Source organism: Flagellimonas ochracea (assembly GCF_009903685.1).
GTDB lineage: Bacteria > Bacteroidota > Bacteroidia > Flavobacteriales > Flavobacteriaceae > Flagellimonas > Flagellimonas ochracea.
Window position 1 is genome coordinate 183,421 of the sequence record NZ_JAAABI010000004.1, and the last position, 18,270, is coordinate 201,690.

The window sequence follows — 18,270 nt, forward strand, 5'->3', positions numbered from 1 at the left end:
AAATGTATGCTTACATTTAGCATCTAACCGATAACGCCAAAAAGATGAAAAAACTCCTTACCCTTTCGTTCGTTTTATGCACTGCATTGCTATTTTCACAAGAAACCTATCTGCATTGTGGACGACTGCTAGATGTTAAATCAGGAAAACTGCTTTCAGAAAAAACGTTGGTTGTTTCCGGAAAGAAAATCAAATCAGTTCAGGATGGATTTGTATCAGGCAGATCCAACGATAATATTATAGATCTAAAGGACAAAACGGTACTCCCAGGACTCATTGACATGCACGTACATATTGAAGGACAGTCCAATCCAAAAAGATACATCCAAAGATTCACACAAAACGAAGCCGATGTAGCACTGCAATCCACCATTTATGCTAAGAACACCCTTATGGCCGGTTTTACGACGGTTAGGGATTTGGGAGGCTCGGGAGTGAACATTGCGTTGCGAAAAGCCATCAATAGTGGCATCATAGATGGACCTAGAATTTTCACCTGTGGGAAGGCCATTGGCACTACAGGTGGCCATGCGGACCCAAGTAATGGAGTAAAAAAAGAGCTCATGGGAGACCCTGGGCCAAAAGAAGGAGTGGTCAATTCGCCGGAAGATGGCAAAAAGGCAGTAAGACAGCGTTACAAAAACGGAGCGGATGTGATTAAAATAACCGCTACGGGCGGTGTGTTGAGTGTGGCAAAAAGTGGCCAAAATCCTCAATTTACAATAGAAGAAATAAAGGCTATTACCCAAACCGCAAAGGATTACAATATGTTGACCGCTGCCCATGCCCATGGCGATGAAGGTATGCAGCGTGCCATACTAGGTGGGATTAAAACCATTGAGCATGGTACTTTGATGAGTGAAGAAACCATGGACTTGATGATAAAGCACAATACCTATTTGGTGCCGACCATCACGGCCGGAAAACAGGCCACTGAAAATGCAAAGATACCTGGGTATTTCCCAGAAATAGTAGCACAAAAAGCACTGGAAATAGGCCCAAAAAGCCAAAGCACCTTTGGAAAAGCTTACAAAAAAGGAGTGCCTATCGCTTTTGGAACCGATGCAGGGGTATTTCCACATGGAGAAAACGCCAGAGAGTTTGAGTATATGGTAGAAGCCGGAATGTCGATTACCGAAGCGCTACAATCAGCAACAATTACCAATGCCATGCTTTTGGGCATGGAAAAGAGTTTGGGGCAGTTGGAGGAAAACTTTCTTGCCGATATCATTGCTGTGGAAGACAATCCGCTGGATGATGTACAAACACTTCAAAATGTGGTTTTTGTCATGAAAGAAGGTAAAATAATGAAGTCGGAATAAAACCTTTTGCTCCATTTGGGCGTATATAATGGTATGATGCCAACTGCCAATAATAGCCAAGAGGTTTTGCAACGTGCCCTAAAAGAAAAGCTCTATAAAAAATTGCTGAGGCAATTGGACAAGGATTTTAAGCTGGCCAATGTTAGGTTGGACCTTCCGGCCGACATGGTCCCAGAAAAATTAAAAAAAAGCCTCCACGAGAAAATTTACTTCCTTTTGATGGAGCGGTTCGATGACTATCTCAACTTGCTATATGTTGTGGACATTTCAGAAAGTGAGGTAAAAAAAATCACTTCATCCGATACTGTGGATATTGCGGCCGAAGTATGCTTTCTGATCTTGAAAAGGGAGTGGACAAAAGTTTGGTTCAAAAACAAATACAGCAATTGAAAGATTTTTTCAATTATGGACAAGATTATGGTCTAGCTTCGGTATTTGTTGTATTTTTGATTAAATTTTCAGTTAGTTTTTAGCTAGGAACTGTCCATGGACAAATATTCATTTTTAAACGCCGCGCACACCTCTTTCTTTGCGGAGCTTTACGATAAATATCTAACAAACCCTGATAGTATCGAGCCCAGTTGGAGGGCTTTTTTCCAAGGATTTGATTTTGGCCTTGAAGGATCTCTGGAAGATTTGGGTATCGAGTCCGGGAAGAGCGGTATGGTCATACTTTCCAACGGAAAGCAAGTGGAGATGCCCGAAACTTTGCAAAAAGAATTCCAGGTTATCCGTTTGATTGATGGTTATCGTTCGCGGGGACACTTGTTCACCGAAACGAACCCTGTCCGGGAGAGAAGAAAATACGAACCCACCTTGGATATAGCCAACTTTGGGCTGTCAGACGAGGATTTGAACACTGTTTTTGATGCCGGTAAGATCATAGGTATTGGCTCGAGCACCTTAAGGGAGATTGTTGGCCACCTAGAACGCATTTATTGCGATGCCATTGGGGTGGAATATATGTACATTAGGACACCAGAACGTATACAATGGATTCAGGACTGGCTTAATGTGAATGATAATCATCCCAGTTTCAATGCAGATGAAAAGAAGAACATACTCAGGAAATTAAACGAAGCGGTATCCTTTGAGAGCTTTTTGCACACCAAATATGTCGGGCAGAAACGTTTTTCATTGGAAGGGGGCGAAACCCTTATTCCAGCTTTGGATGTTATTATTGAGAAGGCTGCTGATGCCGGGGTAAAACAATTTGTAATGGGAATGGCCCATAGGGGCAGGCTCAATGTGTTGACCAATATTTTTGGAAAATCACCAAAAGATATTTTCAGTGAATTTGATGGCAAAGATTATGAGGAAACCATTTTTGATGGGGATGTAAAATATCATTTGGGCTGGACATCGATGCGGGAGACGGACTCAGGAAAGATGGTAAATATGAACATTGCACCCAATCCTTCCCATTTGGAAACCGTTAATTCTATTGTTGAGGGAATCACCAGGGCAAAACAAGACAGAGACCACCAAAACAATATTTCGGAGGTACTTCCCATTTTGGTTCACGGTGATGCTGCTTTTGCGGGTCAAGGTGTGGTTTACGAAGTTATTCAGATGGCCCGTTTGGATGGATACCAAACAGGGGGCACCATACATATCGTGGTCAACAACCAAATCGGGTTCACCACCAACTATTTGGATGGGAGGTCATCTACCTATTGCACAGATGTTGGCAAGGTTACCCTATCACCAGTGTTGCACGTAAATGCAGATGATGCCGAGGCTGTGGTTCACGCATCCACTTTTGCTCTCGAATATCGCATGCGTTACAAACGAGATGTGTTTTTGGATTTACTGGGATACAGAAAGTATGGCCATAACGAAGGGGATGAACCCAAATTCACACAGCCCTTACTCTATAAATCGATTTCTAAACACAAAAACCCTCGCGATATTTATGCCGAGAGACTACTTGCCGAAGGAATCATTGATAAAGACTATGTAAAAACCCTGGAGACCGAATATAAAAAGAGTCTTGAGGAAGACTTGATGGATTCCCGAAAAATAGAAAAAACCAGGATTACGCCGTTCATGGAAGATGAATGGGAAGGGTTCACACAAGTGGTAGAAGATGCCATGCTCGGTCCCGTTGACACATCTTTTGATTTAAAGAAATTGGATGAGGTGGCCAAAAGCATTACTGCACTCCCCGAAGGAAAAAAATTCTTAAGGAAACTGGAAAGACTGGTCGACTCCAGACGAAAGATGTACTTCGAAGACAACCAGCTCGATTGGGCCATGGGCGAACTTTTGGCCTATGGGTCGCTTATCGAAGAAGGTTTTGATGTCCGCATGACCGGTCAGGATGTGGAGCGGGGAACATTCTCCCATCGACATGCAGTTATCAAGACCGAAATGCACGAAGAAGAAGTAGTCTTATTGAACGATTTGGGCAAGAACCAAAACGGGAAATTCCACATCTACAATTCCTTACTTTCAGAGTATGCGGTAGTGGGGTTTGATTACGGTTACGCCATGGCAAGCCCAAAGACGTTAACGATTTGGGAGGCCCAGTTTGGAGATTTTAGCAATGGTGCCCAAATCATCATTGACCAATATATATCCTCGGCAGAGGACAAATGGAAACTACAGAACGGATTGGTACTCTTGTTGCCTCATGGCTATGAAGGTCAAGGAGCTGAGCATTCCTCCGGACGCATGGAGCGGTATCTTCAGTTGTGTGCCAAGGACAATATGTTTGTGGCCGATGTGACCACGCCAGCCAACATGTTCCATTTATTGCGAAGACAAATGAAAGCCAATTTTAGAAAGCCTTTGGTGATTTTTACCCCAAAAAGTCTGCTGAGGCACCCAAAAGTGCTTTCAACAAAAGAGGAAATGGCCAACGGAAGCTTTCAAATGGTTATTGATGATGACACCGCTAAAGCTTCAAACATTAAAACGTTGGTTTTCTGTACAGGTAAATTTTACTATGACCTCTTGGAACAAAGAGAAAAATTGCAACGCGATGATGTTGCCTTGGTCCGGTTGGAACAATTGTTCCCTTTGCCGGCACAAGAAATCAGAAAAATCATCAAAAAATATAAATCAGCGGACGATATTGTATGGGCCCAAGAAGAGCCAAGAAATATGGGAGCTTGGGGTCACCTGTTGATGCATTTGGAAGAAGCCAAACAATTTAGAGTTGCATCACGAAGATTTTATGGAGCTCCAGCTGCTGGCAGTGCGGTTCGTTCCCAAAGACGGCATGCCCAAGTAATAGAATATGTCTTTGACAAGGGCAAGGACAATATGTTAATTCGATAAAGACAAAGTTTAAACGAGTATAGGAATGGTTTTAGAAATGAAAGTTCCCTCACCAGGGGAATCCATAACAGAGGTCGAAATCGCAGAATGGTTGGTGGAAGATGGGGATTATGTTGAAAAAGATCAGGGCATAGCTGAGGTAGATTCAGACAAGGCCACTTTGGAGCTTCCCGCAGAGGAAAGTGGGATTATTACGTTGAAGGCTGAAGTGGGGGATGCGGTTGCCGTAGGTGAAGTGGTCTGCTTGATTGATACCAGCGCAGAAAAGCCAGAGGCTGATGGGGAGACCAAGGATGACAAAAAAGAAGAACCGAAAAAAGACGAGGCCGAAAAGGAACCCACTAAAGCAGAGCCAAGAAAAGAGACCTATGCTTCGGGAACTCCATCACCTGCTGCCAAGAAAATATTGGATGAGAAAGGCATTGAACCCGCATCAGTTTCTGGCACGGGAAGGGACGGACGTATCACCAAGGACGATGCTGTAAAAGCGGTACCATCCATGGGCACCCCCACTGGAGGAAACCGGAGCGAGAGCCGTTCCAAACTTTCCATGCTAAGAAGAAAGGTGGCAGAGCGTTTGGTTTCGGCCAAGAACGAGACTGCGATGCTTACTACCTTTAATGAGGTGGACATGTCTCCGATATTTGAACTTCGTAAGCAATACAAAGAAGAATTTAAGGAAAAACATGGTGTGAGCTTGGGCTTTATGTCCTTTTTCACCAAAGCGGTTATCAGAGCATTACAAATGTACCCGGCCGTAAATTCCATGATTGATGGCAAGGAGATGATCACTTATGATTTCTGCGACATCAGCATAGCCGTTTCAGGCCCAAAAGGATTGATGGTGCCCGTTATTCGAAATGCAGAAAATCTCACATTTAGGGGTGTCGAAGCAGAAGTAAAGCGTTTGGCACTTCGCGCACGGGATGGCGAGATTACTGTAGATGAGATGACCGGCGGTACTTTTACCATTTCCAATGGAGGAGTGTTTGGTTCCATGTTGTCCACGCCAATAATCAACCCGCCGCAAAGTGGGATTTTAGGCATGCACAACATTGTTGAGCGACCCATAGTAAGGGATGGAGCCATTGCCATCGCACCGATTATGTACGTTGCCCTGTCCTACGATCATCGAATCATCGACGGAAAAGAATCCGTAGGATTTTTGGTCGCTGTAAAGGAAGCGCTCGAAAGCCCAGAGGAACTGTTGCTGGATGGCGATGTGAAAAAAGCCCTTGAGCTATAGCGTGCCATCACCTCGAGCGGAGTCGATAGGTGGTGTATAGATTGCAATTTGGTTCTCGACTGCGCTCGAACTGACAAATACTTTTATTTTTTTAGGTAGAGGTATTTGTTATCGTAGTCAATTACGGCCTTCCCCTTCTTAAGAATATCCGCTCCTATAATACCATCCACGGGCAGGGCATTGTGCGAAATTAAAGCTTGGTTCACATGGACCAAATCAAAGAGAACAATTTTCTGTTTCTTTTTTTTCCAATTCCCAATTTGGATGCTATTATTGGAAGAGACCAGGGTTTCCATTTCAGTGGCTCCGGCTCCGGCAGCCTTTATTTCCGAAGTTTCGGAAACCATCTCAAAAAACTCAATTTTATCCATGCCCACACAGGTATTGGAGGCTCCGGTGTCCAAAATAAATCGCCCTGCAACCCCATTGATTTTGGCAGCAATTTCAAAATGATTGGTCTCAGTAAATACCAAGGGTATCTTGATATAGTCCTTGGATTTCAGAAATTTTTTGAGTGATGCCATGTCGTTCTTTGAGCTTTGTCATGTTGAGCGCAGTCGAAGTATCCAGGTGTTTATTTCAAACTGAATATTTCAGAACGTCTAAGATAAGCCTATTTTTGCCACATGATAATAACCGACACCCACGCCCATTTATATAGCGAAGCCTTTGATGATGACCGGGATGCTATGGTCCAACGAGCACTGGATGCTGGAGTGAAACGTTTTTTTATCCCAGCTATTGATTCTACGTATACACGTGCTATGCTAGATTTGGAAGCCAGTTATCTCGAAAATGTCTTCTTAATGATGGGGCTGCATCCCACACATGTTAATGAAAATTATAAGCAAGAGTTGGCACACGTGGAAGAATGGCTTTCTAAAAGGAAGTTTTATGCTGTAGGTGAAATAGGTATCGACCTGTATTGGGACAAAACCTTTTTAAAACAACAACAAGAAGCCTTCGTGTATCAAATTCGATTGGCAAAAAAATATAAACTGCCCATTGTGATCCACAGCCGGGATTCTTTTGATGAAATCTTTGAAATTCTGGAACAGGAAAACGGAAAGGACTTGTTTGGTATTTTTCACTGTTTCACGGGAACCAAGGAACAGGCCAAAAGAGCCATATCATACAACATGAAATTGGGCATTGGGGGAGTGGTCACCTTTAAAAATGGCAAGATTGACCAATTTTTAGGCAACATTGATTTGGAGCACGTTGTTCTGGAAACAGATTCGCCCTATTTGGCCCCTGTTCCATATCGCGGAAAGCGCAATGAAAGTTCTTATATAATTAAAGTATTGGAAAAACTTTCCCATATTTACGGTAGGCCTGTGGAAGAAATAGCGGCAATTACCACAGAAAACTCAAAACATGTATTTGGAATTTAGTCCATGAAAGCGAGAACCAAAATATTGTTGATCTACACAGGGGGTACTATCGGTATGGTTAAGGATTATCGAACCGGAGCTTTGAAAGCTTTTAATTTTGAGGAGCTCATTAAAAACATCCCTGAATTGGACCAACTCGATTGTGATTTAAAGGGTATTTCCTTCAAAAAACCAATTGATTCTTCCAATATGAACCCCAAATATTGGGGGTTGATTGCTTCCATAATCGAGGAGCACTACACGGAATACGACGGTTTTGTGGTCTTACATGGCAGCGACACCATGAGCTACTCGGCTTCCGCCCTCAGTTTTATGTTGGAAAATTTGGCAAAGCCCGTAATTTTTACAGGGTCTCAATTGCCAATTGGTGATTTAAGAACCGATGCCAAAGAGAATTTAATCACCTCCATAGAAATTGCGTCCCTTCAAGAAAAGGGTCGACCCGTAGTTCAAGAAGTAGGGCTGTATTTTGAATACAAACTTTACAGGGCCAACAGGACCACCAAGATCAATGCAGAGCATTTTGAGGCCTTTGCCTCTTTGAACCATCCACCTCTGGTAGAATCGGGGGTACACTTGAAGGTAGATGCGGCCAACTTGCGCAAATCATCATTAAAGAAAAAACCATTGAAGGTCCATAAAACCTTAAACGATAACGTAGCTATTTTAAAGCTTTTCCCAGGACTTAACAAAAATGTGCTTCATGCTGTTCTCGGAATTCCAGGATTAAAGGCATTGATATTGGAAACCTATGGAGCGGGCAATGCTCCTATGGACGATTGGTTTTTGGAGGCACTGGAAATTGCCATTTCCAATGGGTTGCACATAATCAATGTGACACAGTGTTCGGGAGGTTCGGTGGCCATGGGACATTATGAAACGAGCAAACGACTGGATAACATGCAGATGGTTGATGGAAAGGATATTACAACGGAAGCCGCCGTAACCAAGGCAATGTACCTACTTGGGACCAATATTTCCAACAAATTGTTTAAGACAGTTTTTGAAACTTCGCTTAGGGGAGAGATGAGCTAAAATTAACGCCCCAAATTTCTATAACTAATAATTTTTTTGTTTATTGGACGGCCTAATTACGCATTAATAGAGAGGTGGCCGAGTGGTCGAAGGCGCACGCCTGGAAAGTGTGTATACACCAAAAGTGTATCGAGGGTTCGAATCCCTTCCTCTCTGCTAGGTATTTTAATTTTTCAATTGTAAAATTTTTATATCTTTAACATTATTAACTAACTAAATTTAAGTTTGACGAAATGAAAAAAATATCCTTTACTCTGGCTGCTGCCGGAATGTTTGTTTTAGGAACTACGACTGCTTCTGCAGCCATGTTACAAGATGAAGCTGCGGCTGAAGCCAGCAAAGGTTTCACTCAGGTATTGAAAGAACAGTTTATCCAGGGAGGCCCTGCCTTTATGGGAATTGTACTTCTTTGTCTAATTTTGGGATTGGCAGTTGCAATTGAAAGAATTATTTATTTGAATTTGGCGACTACCAATACAACCAAACTCAAACAACAAGTGGAAGATGCATTGGCATCTGGGGGTGTAGAGGCCGCCAAAGAGGTTTGCCGAAACACCAAAGGACCAGTTGCCTCCATATTTTACCAAGGTCTTGACAGAGCCGACGAAGGATTGGAATCCGCTGAAAAGGCTGTTGTTGCCTACGGAGGCGTGCAGATGGGACAATTGGAGAAAAACGTTTCTTGGTTGTCGCTTTTCATCGCTATTGCACCCATGCTTGGGTTCATGGGTACGGTAATCGGTATGATTCAAGCCTTCCAGAAAATTGCAGCAGTAGGTAACTTGAGCGCATCCTTGATTGCGGGTGACATCCAGGTTGCGTTATTGACAACCGTTTTTGGTTTGATCACGGCAATTATCCTACAAATTTTCTATAACTATATCATTGCAAAAATCGATAGTATCGTAAACGACATGGAAGACTCCTCCATATCCTTGATTGATATGTTGGCGGCACACAAGAAATAATTACGAATTAAAAACTATCGAGAATCATGAATAAACTAGTAAAAATAGCACTAATTGTCATCGGATTGATAGCGGCCGTACTTTGGTTCTCGCTACCATCCGCTGATGATCCAGATGCCATCAATAGTGGTTCCATGAACTTTATGTTCATTATTATGTACCTATTGTTGGCGATAGCCGTGGTGGCGTCCGTGTTTTTTGGACTCAAAAAACTATTGTCCACCCCTGGAAGCCTCAAAAAATCCTTGTTTGCCATTGGTGGACTGGCCATTGTCGTTGCGATATCCTACGGATTGTCGTCTGATAATATGGCTGTTGTTGAAACCATGTCGGAACGAGGAGTGGAAACTACGGAAAGTACCGTTAAAAATATTGGCATGGGACTGAATGTATTTTTCATTCTAACCTTGGTTGCCGTTATTCTGATGGTGGTGCCTGGATTGAAGAAAATGTTTGTAAAGTAAAAAAGTAAGTTATGCCCAGAAGAAAAGGAGCTCCGGAAGTCAATGCCGGTTCCATGGCGGACATTGCGTTCCTGCTGTTAATCTTTTTCTTGGTTACCACAACCATAGAAACGGATGCAGGCTTGGACCGTATGCTACCACCCATTGATCCTCCAGAAGATGTAGAAGTTGTTATTAAACAAAAGAACATCTTCACGGTAAATATTAACAAAAATGGACAGCTGTTGGTTGAAGACAATCTGATGCAGCTAAGGGATTTAAGAAAAGCGGCTGTTGCATTTCTTGAAAACAATGGTGATGGAAGTTGCAATTATTGCAAAGGCAGGAAAGACGCTACTTCTTCGGATAATCCAGAAAAGGCCATTATTTCACTAAAGAATGACAGGGAAACCAAGTATGCAACTTACATAACAGTTCAAAACGAACTGGTCGGTGCCTACAACGAATTAAGAAATCGAGAGGCCCAACGTTTGTATGGCCGGGATTTTACCGAGATGGAAGCAGAATATTTGAACCCTGAAACTCCTTCCAACGTAAGGGATGACCTTAAGGATAAAGTAAAGCGTGTTCAGGATATGTTTCCACAGAAATTATCTGAAGCGGAAACCACAAGTAATTAAAGTTTAGATTTTATGTCAAAGTTTGCAAAAAAGAAAGATGGGGATTTACCAGCGGTTTCAACCGCTTCTTTGCCCGATATCGTGTTCATGTTATTGTTCTTTTTTATGACAGTAACCACAATGAAGGATAGTTCCCTACTTGTTGAAAATACGCTTCCAAATGCATCCGAAACCAAGAAATTGGAAAAAAAGGATAGGGTAATCTACATTTATGTTGGCAAGCCTACACAGGAGTATGAGAAGGTTTTCGGAACAGAACCTAAAATACAACTGAACGATAAGTTCGCTAGCGTAGAAGAGGTCGGTTCCTATATTTTGGCCGAGCGTGCTAAAAAGCCTCAAGAATTGCAAAATGTATTGACTACTGCTTTAAAGGTGGATAAGAATGCCAACATGGGTCTTATCACCGATATTAAACAAGAATTGCGGAAGGTGAACGCCCTTAAAGTGAATTATACCACTTACGAAGGAGATGCCTTCAACAATTTACAGTAATCAATAACTTAGATTTAGTGGAAAACGCTCCAAATTAATTTGGAGCGTTTTTTGTTTGGTGTCATGTATCTCTATCTTTATGCCACGTATACAACCATGAAGAATTATCTTTTAGTCATACTGCTTCTACTTTGTTTCTTACTGGGCAATGCTCAGGATACACAAGATGGGGCTGTTTTCGATGAAAAATATCTGGAGGATCAGTTTTATCTTGGATTAGGGTTTAATTTTTTGTTGGATAGATCGGAGGATGTTAACCAGCGAAGCCTTTCCTATAATTTTCAGTTGGGTTTCATTAAAGACATTCCGCTGAACAGCAGAAGAAACTTTGGTTTGGGGCTGGGTATTGGATATGCAACCAACTCGTATTACAGTAATATTGGTGCCAGCGAAGTGGGAGACATTGTTGTTTACGAGGTTTTGACTTCAGATCAATTTAAGCGAAGCAAGTTGGAGACGCATACAGTAGAGTTTCCCTTAGAACTGCGTTGGCGAACTTCAACACTACAGTCGTACAAGTTTTGGAGGATTTATGCTGGGGCTAAACTCGGGTATGTGTTTAGCGGTCGATCAAGATTGGTGACTGACGAGGTGAGAAATGGTTTCTCAAATCCAGATATTCAGGACCTGCAGTATGGGCTCACACTCAGCTTTGGATACAATACTTGGAACATTCATGCCTACTATGCCCTAAACCCACTTTTGAAAGACGGTACGGTGCTGGACAATAATGAAACGATTGATTTAAGAGTCCTACGCATTGGTGTCATCTTCTACATTTTATAGCCAATATTTCAGGATAATCAACTGAGAGCAAACCCCAATCAAAAACCCGATAAGAAGCTCGGCCTTGCTATGCACTTTTAGATACAAACGAGACGTAGCCACCAAACCTGTCATGATGATGAAAAGGCTAATGGCCAAAGTAATGTTTTTTTCAAAGTGAATGCTCAGTGCAATCATGAACATCAAAATACTGCCCATACCCAATAAATGAATGCTGGTTTTGAATTTTAGAAAAATAAGAATAAGTGCAGTACAGGTGGCGGTTAGCAATCCGGTAAAGAAATAAAAAAGCTCACGGACGTAATTGTTCGGAATTACCTTGTACAAAATCATCAACAATAAAATACAACTGATATAAAGTGGATACTTCCGTTCTTGCAAGGTGGGCAAAAAAATAGAGTTAATGAGACCTATGTTCTTTAGAATCAGAAAGAAAATAATAGGAATGATTACAGTGAGTATGAAAATTGGGAGGACATTACCACTTTGGATTTCAAGTGTGCTATATGGAGCAATCATGAAATATAGAATGGTACCTCCGACGGGGATGAACAAGGGATGAAACACATAGGAGACAATGTGGAAAAAATGGCGCATTAGATCTGCTTTCTTAACCGAGCCACAGGAATGCCCAATTGTTCTCGGTATTTGGCGACCGTACGTCTTGCAATGGGATATCCGCGTTCCTTCAGTATTTTGGCCAACTTGTCATCAGTCAATGGTTTCTTCTTTTCCTCATCAAGAATAACGGTCTCCAATATTTTTTTTATTTCCCTGGTCGAAACGTCTTCTCCTTGCTCATTCTTCATGGACTCGGAAAAGAACTCTTTAATTAATTTGGTTCCATAAGGCGTGTCCACATACTTACTATTTGCCACTCTGGACACGGTAGAAACATCCATATCAATTTCATCCGCTATATCCTTTAAGATCATGGGGCGCAGTTTCCGTTCATCGCCTGTCATAAAATACTCTTTCTGGTAGTTCATGATTGCGCTCATGGTCACAAACAAGGTTTGCTGTCGTTGCTTTATCGCATCGATGAACCATTTTGCCGCATCCAGTTTTTGTTTGATGAAGAGTACCGTGTCTTTTTGAGACTTGGTCTTTTCTTTTGAGTCCTTATAGCCTTGAAGCATATTGTTGTACTCCCTGGACACATGAAGTTCGGGCGCGTTTCTTCCATTTAGGGTAAGTTCCAGTTCACCATCCACAATCCGAATGGAGAAATCGGGAACAATATGTTCCACCATCCTATTGTTGCCTGCATAAGATCCCCCGGGCTTTGGGTTCAACTTTTCAATTTCGGTGATGGCTTCTTTCAGTTCCTCCTCGCTAATATGATGTTTTTGGATGAGTTTGGTGTAGTGTTTTTTGGTGAACTGTTCAAAGGACTTTTCTAAAATGGAAATCGCCAATTCTACGGCCGGTCTTTTTTCTTTTCGTCTCAATTGTATCAAAAGACACTCATCCAACGAGCGGGCACCCACACCAGGAGGGTCTAATCTTTGTACCACCTTAAGCACAGACTCTATTTTATCTTCCTCAACATAAATATTCTGTGTAAAGGCAAGGTCGTCCATAATATCGGCAAGGGGTCTTCGGATGTAACCACTTTCGTCAACACTTCCTACCAAGAATTCAGCAATTGCCCATTCCTCATCATCCAGGTAAATCGTGTTCAGTTGATTGATCAGGTGTTGGTTAAAAGAAGTGCCTGCTGCATAGGGAATGGTCTTTTCATCATCATCGGAACTATAATTGTTCGCTCGGGTCCTGTAATCTGGAATCTCATCATCGCTCAGGTAATCATCGATATTGATTTCGTCCGTGGAGATGGTTTCGTGGTCCGATGCATCATCATAGGTGTCATCATAGGCATCATCTAAGTTTTCGCTTTCGGCCTTTCCGCTTTCCAATGCAGGATTTTCCTCCAACTCTTGCTTCAATCGTTGTTCAAAAGCCTGTGTGGGCAGTTGAATCAATTTCATGAGTTGAATCTGCTGTGGAGACAGCTTTTGTGAAAGCTTAAACTGTAAGTGCTGTTTTAGCATGATGCGTTATCTTCCTTCTTATAAATTTAAGAATTCAATTCAGAACTCTGCGTTTTGTGGTGTTCTTGGGTATGGTATGACGTCCCTAATGTTACCCATGCCCGTAACGAACTGGACCACACGCTCAAAGCCTAGTCCAAATCCACTATGCACCGCGGTACCAAATCGTCTAAGGTCCAGATACCACCACAACTCTTTTTCATCAATATCCAAGGCCTTAATCTTTTCCTGGAGTACCTCCAGGCGTTCTTCCCGCTGTGATCCACCAACAATTTCTCCGATACCTGGAAAAAGCACGTCCATGGCCCGGACCGTTTTCCCATCTTCGTTAAGGCGCATGTAGAATGCTTTGATGTTCGCTGGATAATCAAAAAGAATGACAGGGCACTTGAAATGTTTTTCTACCAGAAAGCGTTCGTGCTCACTTTGAAGATCTGCTCCCCATTCGTTTATGGGAAACTGGAACTTTTTCTTTTTATTGGGTTTGCTGTTTCTAAGAATATCTATGGCTTCGGTGTAGGTGACCCTTTTAAAGTTGTTGTCTACCACAAACTTTAGTTTTTCAATCAGGGCCATTTCAGACCTTTCATGCTGGGGTTTGGATTTCTCTTCATCCAACAGTCGTTTTTCCAAGAACTGAAGATCATCTTGACAATTATCAAGGACATATTGTATTATCCATTTAACAAAGTCTTCCGCCAGATCCATGTTGGCATCCAAATCATAAAAGGCCATTTCAGGCTCTATCATCCAGAATTCTGCCAAATGTCTAGACGTATTCGAATTTTCTGCTCTAAAAGTAGGACCAAAAGTATATACCTTACCCAAGCCCATAGCATAGGTTTCGGCCTCCAATTGACCGGAAACCGTTAGATTGGTTTCTTTGCCAAAAAAATCTTGCTCATAGTCCACATCCCCACTTGCAGACAGCGGTGGATTTTTGGGATCTAGGACACTTACCCTGAACATTTCTCCAGCTCCTTCGGCATCGGACCCTGTAATTATAGGTGCGTGCATGTAGTAGAATCCGTTCTGCTGAAAATAACTGTGTACGGCAAAGGCCAATGCGGAACGGACACGCATTACCGCAGAAAACGTATTGGTTCTTACCCGAAGATGTGCTTTCTCCCTTAAAAATTCCAAAGAGTGTTTTTTAGGCTGTATGGGATAGGTGTCTGGGTCGGCTCCACCGTGAACGTAAACGTCGGTAGCTTGGACTTCGACGCTTTGTCCTCTTCCTTGACTCGCTACCAAAGTTCCTGATACTTTTAAGGCTGCCCCTGTATTTATCTGTTTAAGAAGACTTTCTTCCAAATTTTCGAAATCGACAACGCATTGCAGGTTATGGATGGTCGACCCATCGTTCAACGCTATAAATCGATTGCTCCTAAAAGTTCTTACCCATCCATTCACAACAACGGAATCTCCTAGGGGCTGTTTCTCCAATAGTTCTTTTACGGAATAAGATTTCATTTCTTCCTTCTGGTAAATTAAGGGGTAAAGATAGGTTTTTGATGAAAAAAGAGGGCAACAGAAAAGCCATATTTATAGGCACTTCACTAACTATTTATCCTTGATGGTGTCTTCTTCCTTGGGTAAAATATCAATCTGAGGTTTTTTAAGGACTTGTTTATTGGCAATACTTCTTTCCAAGGAAAGCAACAAAGAGGGCAACAAAATTAAATTGGAAAGCATGGCAAAAAGCAGTGTTGCCGAAACGAGTCCTCCTAAAGCTTTGGTCCCCCCAAAACTGGAAATAATAAAGACCGAAAATCCAAAGAAAAGCACAATGGATGTATAAAACATGCTTACACCGGTTTCACGTAGGGCAGCATAGACGGATTTTTTAATCTGCCAGCGGTTGGCCGTTAATTCCTGTCGATACTTGGCCAAGAAATGAATGGTATCATCCACCGAAATACCAAAAGCAATACTAAACACCAATATGGTTGAGGGTTTTATAGGCACGCCCAAATAACCCATGAGTCCCGCCGTAATGACAAGAGGAAGCAAGTTTGGGACCAGTGAAATAATGACCATCCTAAACGAACGGAACAGATAGGCCATAAAAAGAGATATCAATCCAATGGCCAGTGCCAAAGAAATCAACAAATTCTTGACTAAATATCGTGTCCCCTTTAAAAATAAAAGGGCCTTACCAGTCATAAAAACACTGTAGCGTTCTGTCGGAAAAAATTTATTGATGGCATCTTGAACATCCTGTTCAATCTCTTCCATGCGTTCTATTTTCACATCGCGCATAAAGGTGGTCAACCGCGCCACTTGACCTGTACTGTCCACAAAACTTTCCAAAAGGTCGTCATCACTTGATGACTTCCTTGCCATGTCCATGATAAAGGTATTTTCTTGGGATGTGGGCAATTGATAATACTTTGGAATGCCATTGTAAAAGGCTTGTTTGGAATATTTCACCAAATTGACCAAGGAAATTGGCTTGGATAACTCTGGGGTCTCTTCAATGATTTCCTCCAGCTGGTTCATTCTTCTTAAGGTTGCTGGTTTAACCGCGCCATTCTTCCGCTTGGTGTCCACAACAATTTCCATGGGCATGATGCCGTCAAACTCTTCTTCAAAAAACCGGATATCCTTAAAATAATGTGTGTTTTTGGGTAGGTCTTCGATACGGCTTCCGGTAATCTTAATTTGATAAATGCCTACAATGCTCATCACCAAAACAATAACAGCAGTAATATAGACGCCTATGCGATGGTTCCTTACCATGCGTTCCATCCAGTTCACAAAAAAATCAATCCATTTTTTGTTTAGATGCTTCAAGTGCTTGGTTTTGGGAAGGGGCATGAAGCTGTACACTATGGGTATGATCAGTAGGGAAAGAATAAAAATCCCAACGATATTTATAGAAGCTACGATACCAAATTCTTTAAGCAAGGCACTGTCCAAAATAATGAAGGTGGCAAAACCTGAAGCCGTGGTGACATTGGTCATCAACGTTGCATTGCCTATTTTGGAAATAACCCGTTGCAGGGAAAGGGCTTGATTACCGTGTTTTTTAACTTCTTGCTGATATTTATTGATTAGAAAGATGCAATTAGGTATTCCAATAACAATAATCAGGGGCGGAATCAAAGCTGTAAGGATCGTGATTTCATATCTAAAAAGCCCAAGAATACCAAAGGCCCACATCACACCGATAATAACCACGAACATCGAAATAAAAGTGGCCCTAAAACTCCTAAAGAAAAAGAAAAAAATAAGAGAGGTAACCAACAATGCGGCCCCAATAAAAATACCGATTTCATCAACGATGGACTTGGTGTTCCAGGTTCGGATATAGGGCATACCGGAAACGCGGACATCCAAACCAGTTTCAGTTTCAAAATTTTTGACCAAATCCCCAAGGTCGTTCAAAATAAACTCATTTCTGACCGCCGTGTTCATGATGTCCTTATCCAGATAGGCGATGGTCTGTATGGTTCCACTATTGGGGTTGTAGATAAGGTTGTCGTAAAAAGGGAGCTCTTTGAAAAGGTGGTTTGTCGTTTTTTCCACTTCTTCCTTGGTGGAGAATGGTTTCTTTATAAGGGGCTCCATCACAAAAGCCTGTTGGTCATTATCTTTCACCAATACTTTTAGATTGTCTGTGGAAACCACGAAATCAATTTCCGGAAAAGCTTGCAGTTGTTTGCTTAATTTGTTCCAGCGATTAAAATTATCAGGCGTGAACAGCGCAGAATCCCTAACGGCCAGAACAACCGCATTGCCCTCTTCACCAAATATTTTTTTGAATGCATTGTAGTTAACGGTAGCTGGATGGTCATCAGGAAGAATATTGGCCTCCGAATTTGAAAATTGCATATTTTTCCACTGGAGTGCCAAAAAAACAGTGAATCCAGCTATTGCTAAAAGAATAAGGACTCTATTACGGAGAATAAGGCGTGCTACCTTGGGCCAAAATCCTTTTGTGAGCTTTGCTACCATTGGGGAATCGTTGGGCGCAAAGGTAGAAAATGATGCGCTGTGTTCCTAGAAAATGAAAAGTTCAATTTCGAGGTGTTATACCTTCATTATTTCCGCTTCTTTGGCAGTGAGGATAGCATCAATTTTACTGATGTGATTATCGGTCAGTTCCTGTACATCCACTTCTGCATTGCTCAGCAGGTCCTCTGAGATATCTAATGACTTTAATTCCTTGTTGGCATCCTGTCTGGCACTTCGCACACCTACCTTGGCATCCTCTGCTTCGGATTTTGCTTGCTTTACCAATTGTAATCTTCTTTCCTCTGTCAGGGGAGGAACGTTGATGATTACCATTTCGCCATTGTTCATCGGATTAAAGCCCAAATTGGCATTCATAATGGCCGTTTCTATTTCGGAAAGTAGGCTTTTTTCCCAAGGTTGTACCGAAAGGGTCCGGGCATCAGGGGTATTGATGTTGGCTATCTGGGATAGTGGGGTTTGAGAACCATAATATTCGACCATAACTGTGGAGAGCATCATTGGACTTGCTTTGCCCGCCCGTATTTTTACCAATGCTTTTTCCAAATGGGAAATACTGGCATCCATGCTTTCTTTTGTGGTGTCCAGTATAAATTTAACTTCTTCGTTCATAATATTTTCAA

Annotated in this window: 17 protein-coding genes and 1 tRNA gene; 12 read left to right on the plus strand and 6 right to left on the minus strand. The window is 42.0% G+C overall.

All coding sequences use genetic code 11. The features are described from left to right. The first annotated feature begins 44 nt into the window (after positions 1–44). From GTQ34_RS12515 to odhB, 4 genes are all read left to right on the plus strand, one after another. Positions 45–1,322, plus strand: a complete 1,278-nt coding sequence (locus tag GTQ34_RS12515) for a metal-dependent hydrolase family protein (protein WP_166524150.1) — start codon at positions 45–47, stop codon at positions 1,320–1,322. 15 nt (positions 1,323–1,337) lie between these two features. Continuing rightward, positions 1,338–1,712 carry a hypothetical protein gene (locus tag GTQ34_RS12520; protein WP_313790477.1) on the plus strand — a complete coding sequence of 125 codons (375 nt, stop codon included), beginning with the start codon at positions 1,338–1,340 and terminating at the stop codon, positions 1,710–1,712. A gap of 96 nt (positions 1,713–1,808) precedes the next feature. Continuing rightward, positions 1,809–4,607, plus strand: a complete 2,799-nt coding sequence (locus GTQ34_RS12525) for a 2-oxoglutarate dehydrogenase E1 component (RefSeq protein ID WP_166524151.1) — start codon at positions 1,809–1,811, stop codon at positions 4,605–4,607. Positions 4,608–4,632: 25 nt separating this feature from the next. After that, positions 4,633–5,853, plus strand: a complete 1,221-nt coding sequence (gene odhB, locus GTQ34_RS12530) for a 2-oxoglutarate dehydrogenase complex dihydrolipoyllysine-residue succinyltransferase (RefSeq protein ID WP_166524152.1) — start codon at positions 4,633–4,635, stop codon at positions 5,851–5,853. An 83-nt stretch (positions 5,854–5,936) separates the two neighbouring features. Here the strand turns inward: odhB and GTQ34_RS12535 are convergent, their stop codons facing one another. Next, complete coding sequence (locus tag GTQ34_RS12535) at positions 5,937–6,377, minus strand: retropepsin-like aspartic protease (protein WP_166524153.1); 441 nt, start codon at positions 6,375–6,377, stop codon at positions 5,937–5,939. A gap of 102 nt (positions 6,378–6,479) precedes the next feature. Here GTQ34_RS12535 and GTQ34_RS12540 point away from each other — a divergent pair, with 102 nt between their 5' ends. The 8 genes from GTQ34_RS12540 to GTQ34_RS12575 all read left to right on the plus strand — a co-directional run bounded on the left by GTQ34_RS12540 (position 6,480) and on the right by GTQ34_RS12575 (position 11,615). Then, positions 6,480–7,247, plus strand: coding sequence for a TatD family hydrolase (locus GTQ34_RS12540; RefSeq protein WP_166524154.1), 768 nt, complete (start codon positions 6,480–6,482; stop codon positions 7,245–7,247). Between the two features lie 3 nt (positions 7,248–7,250). Further along, positions 7,251–8,282, plus strand: a complete 1,032-nt coding sequence (locus GTQ34_RS12545) for an asparaginase (RefSeq protein ID WP_166524155.1) — start codon at positions 7,251–7,253, stop codon at positions 8,280–8,282. A 68-nt stretch (positions 8,283–8,350) separates the two neighbouring features. Next, a tRNA-Ser gene (locus GTQ34_RS12550) sits at positions 8,351–8,438 on the plus strand. 77 nt (positions 8,439–8,515) lie between these two features. Next, entirely contained in the window at positions 8,516–9,250 is a 735-nt protein-coding gene (locus tag GTQ34_RS12555) for a MotA/TolQ/ExbB proton channel family protein (RefSeq protein ID WP_166524156.1), read from the plus strand. Positions 9,251–9,276: 26 nt separating this feature from the next. Then, a complete protein-coding gene (locus tag GTQ34_RS12560) occupies positions 9,277–9,714 on the plus strand; it encodes a hypothetical protein (RefSeq protein ID WP_166524157.1) in 438 nt (145 codons plus the stop codon). Positions 9,715–9,725: 11 nt separating this feature from the next. Beyond that, positions 9,726–10,334: an ExbD/TolR family protein gene (locus GTQ34_RS12565; protein ID WP_166524158.1), complete on the plus strand. Its 609-nt coding sequence runs from the start codon at positions 9,726–9,728 to the stop codon at positions 10,332–10,334. A 12-nt stretch (positions 10,335–10,346) separates the two neighbouring features. Continuing rightward, a complete protein-coding gene (locus GTQ34_RS12570) occupies positions 10,347–10,829 on the plus strand; it encodes an ExbD/TolR family protein (RefSeq protein WP_166524159.1) in 483 nt (160 codons plus the stop codon). Positions 10,830–10,868: 39 nt separating this feature from the next. Next, a complete protein-coding gene (locus tag GTQ34_RS12575; protein ID WP_235915037.1) occupies positions 10,869–11,615 on the plus strand; it encodes a porin family protein in 747 nt (248 codons plus the stop codon). Here the strand turns inward: GTQ34_RS12575 and GTQ34_RS12580 are convergent. The 5 genes from GTQ34_RS12580 to frr form a co-directional block, all read right to left on the minus strand. Continuing rightward, positions 11,610–12,212: a hypothetical protein gene (locus GTQ34_RS12580; protein WP_166524160.1), complete on the minus strand. Its 603-nt coding sequence runs from the start codon at positions 12,210–12,212 to the stop codon at positions 11,610–11,612. The two genes, GTQ34_RS12575 and GTQ34_RS12580, sit on opposite strands and share 6 nt — an antisense overlap. Then, the gene (gene rpoN / locus GTQ34_RS12585) at positions 12,212–13,669 is read right to left on the minus strand and encodes an RNA polymerase factor sigma-54 (protein ID WP_166524161.1); all 1,458 of its coding nucleotides are present in this window, start codon (positions 13,667–13,669) and stop codon (positions 12,212–12,214) included. The genes GTQ34_RS12580 and rpoN overlap by 1 nt, the downstream gene beginning before the upstream one ends. A 39-nt stretch (positions 13,670–13,708) precedes the next feature. Then, entirely contained in the window at positions 13,709–15,142 is a 1,434-nt protein-coding gene (gene asnS, locus GTQ34_RS12590; protein ID WP_166524162.1) for an asparagine--tRNA ligase, read from the minus strand. Between the two features lie 90 nt (positions 15,143–15,232). Next, the gene (locus GTQ34_RS12595; protein WP_166524163.1) at positions 15,233–17,629 is read right to left on the minus strand and encodes an efflux RND transporter permease subunit; all 2,397 of its coding nucleotides are present in this window, start codon (positions 17,627–17,629) and stop codon (positions 15,233–15,235) included. Between the two features lie 75 nt (positions 17,630–17,704). Then, positions 17,705–18,259, minus strand: coding sequence for a ribosome recycling factor (gene frr / locus GTQ34_RS12600; protein WP_166524164.1), 555 nt, complete (start codon positions 18,257–18,259; stop codon positions 17,705–17,707). Positions 18,260–18,270 lie beyond the last annotated feature (11 nt).

What these genes read in the sequence shown, in the direction of transcription:
- GTQ34_RS12515 (WP_166524150.1), top strand. Translation starts at nt 45, where the DNA reads ATGAAAAAACTCCTTACCCTTTCGTTCGTTTTATGCACTGCATTGCTA.
- rpoN (WP_166524161.1), bottom strand. Translation starts at nt 13,669, where the DNA reads ATGCTAAAACAGCACTTACAGTTTAAGCTTTCACAAAAGCTGTCTCCA.
- GTQ34_RS12540 (WP_166524154.1), top strand. Translation starts at nt 6,480, where the DNA reads ATGATAATAACCGACACCCACGCCCATTTATATAGCGAAGCCTTTGAT.
- frr (WP_166524164.1), bottom strand. Translation starts at nt 18,259, where the DNA reads ATGAACGAAGAAGTTAAATTTATACTGGACACCACAAAAGAAAGCATG.
- GTQ34_RS12545 (WP_166524155.1), top strand. Translation starts at nt 7,251, where the DNA reads ATGAAAGCGAGAACCAAAATATTGTTGATCTACACAGGGGGTACTATC.
- GTQ34_RS12555 (WP_166524156.1), top strand. Translation starts at nt 8,516, where the DNA reads ATGAAAAAAATATCCTTTACTCTGGCTGCTGCCGGAATGTTTGTTTTA.
- GTQ34_RS12565 (WP_166524158.1), top strand. Translation starts at nt 9,726, where the DNA reads ATGCCCAGAAGAAAAGGAGCTCCGGAAGTCAATGCCGGTTCCATGGCG.
- odhB (WP_166524152.1), top strand. Translation starts at nt 4,633, where the DNA reads ATGGTTTTAGAAATGAAAGTTCCCTCACCAGGGGAATCCATAACAGAG.
- GTQ34_RS12595 (WP_166524163.1), bottom strand. Translation starts at nt 17,629, where the DNA reads ATGGTAGCAAAGCTCACAAAAGGATTTTGGCCCAAGGTAGCACGCCTT.
- GTQ34_RS12570 (WP_166524159.1), top strand. Translation starts at nt 10,347, where the DNA reads ATGTCAAAGTTTGCAAAAAAGAAAGATGGGGATTTACCAGCGGTTTCA.
- asnS (WP_166524162.1), bottom strand. Translation starts at nt 15,142, where the DNA reads ATGAAATCTTATTCCGTAAAAGAACTATTGGAGAAACAGCCCCTAGGA.
- GTQ34_RS12535 (WP_166524153.1), bottom strand. Translation starts at nt 6,377, where the DNA reads ATGGCATCACTCAAAAAATTTCTGAAATCCAAGGACTATATCAAGATA.
- GTQ34_RS12525 (WP_166524151.1), top strand. Translation starts at nt 1,809, where the DNA reads ATGGACAAATATTCATTTTTAAACGCCGCGCACACCTCTTTCTTTGCG.
- GTQ34_RS12560 (WP_166524157.1), top strand. Translation starts at nt 9,277, where the DNA reads ATGAATAAACTAGTAAAAATAGCACTAATTGTCATCGGATTGATAGCG.
- GTQ34_RS12580 (WP_166524160.1), bottom strand. Translation starts at nt 12,212, where the DNA reads ATGCGCCATTTTTTCCACATTGTCTCCTATGTGTTTCATCCCTTGTTC.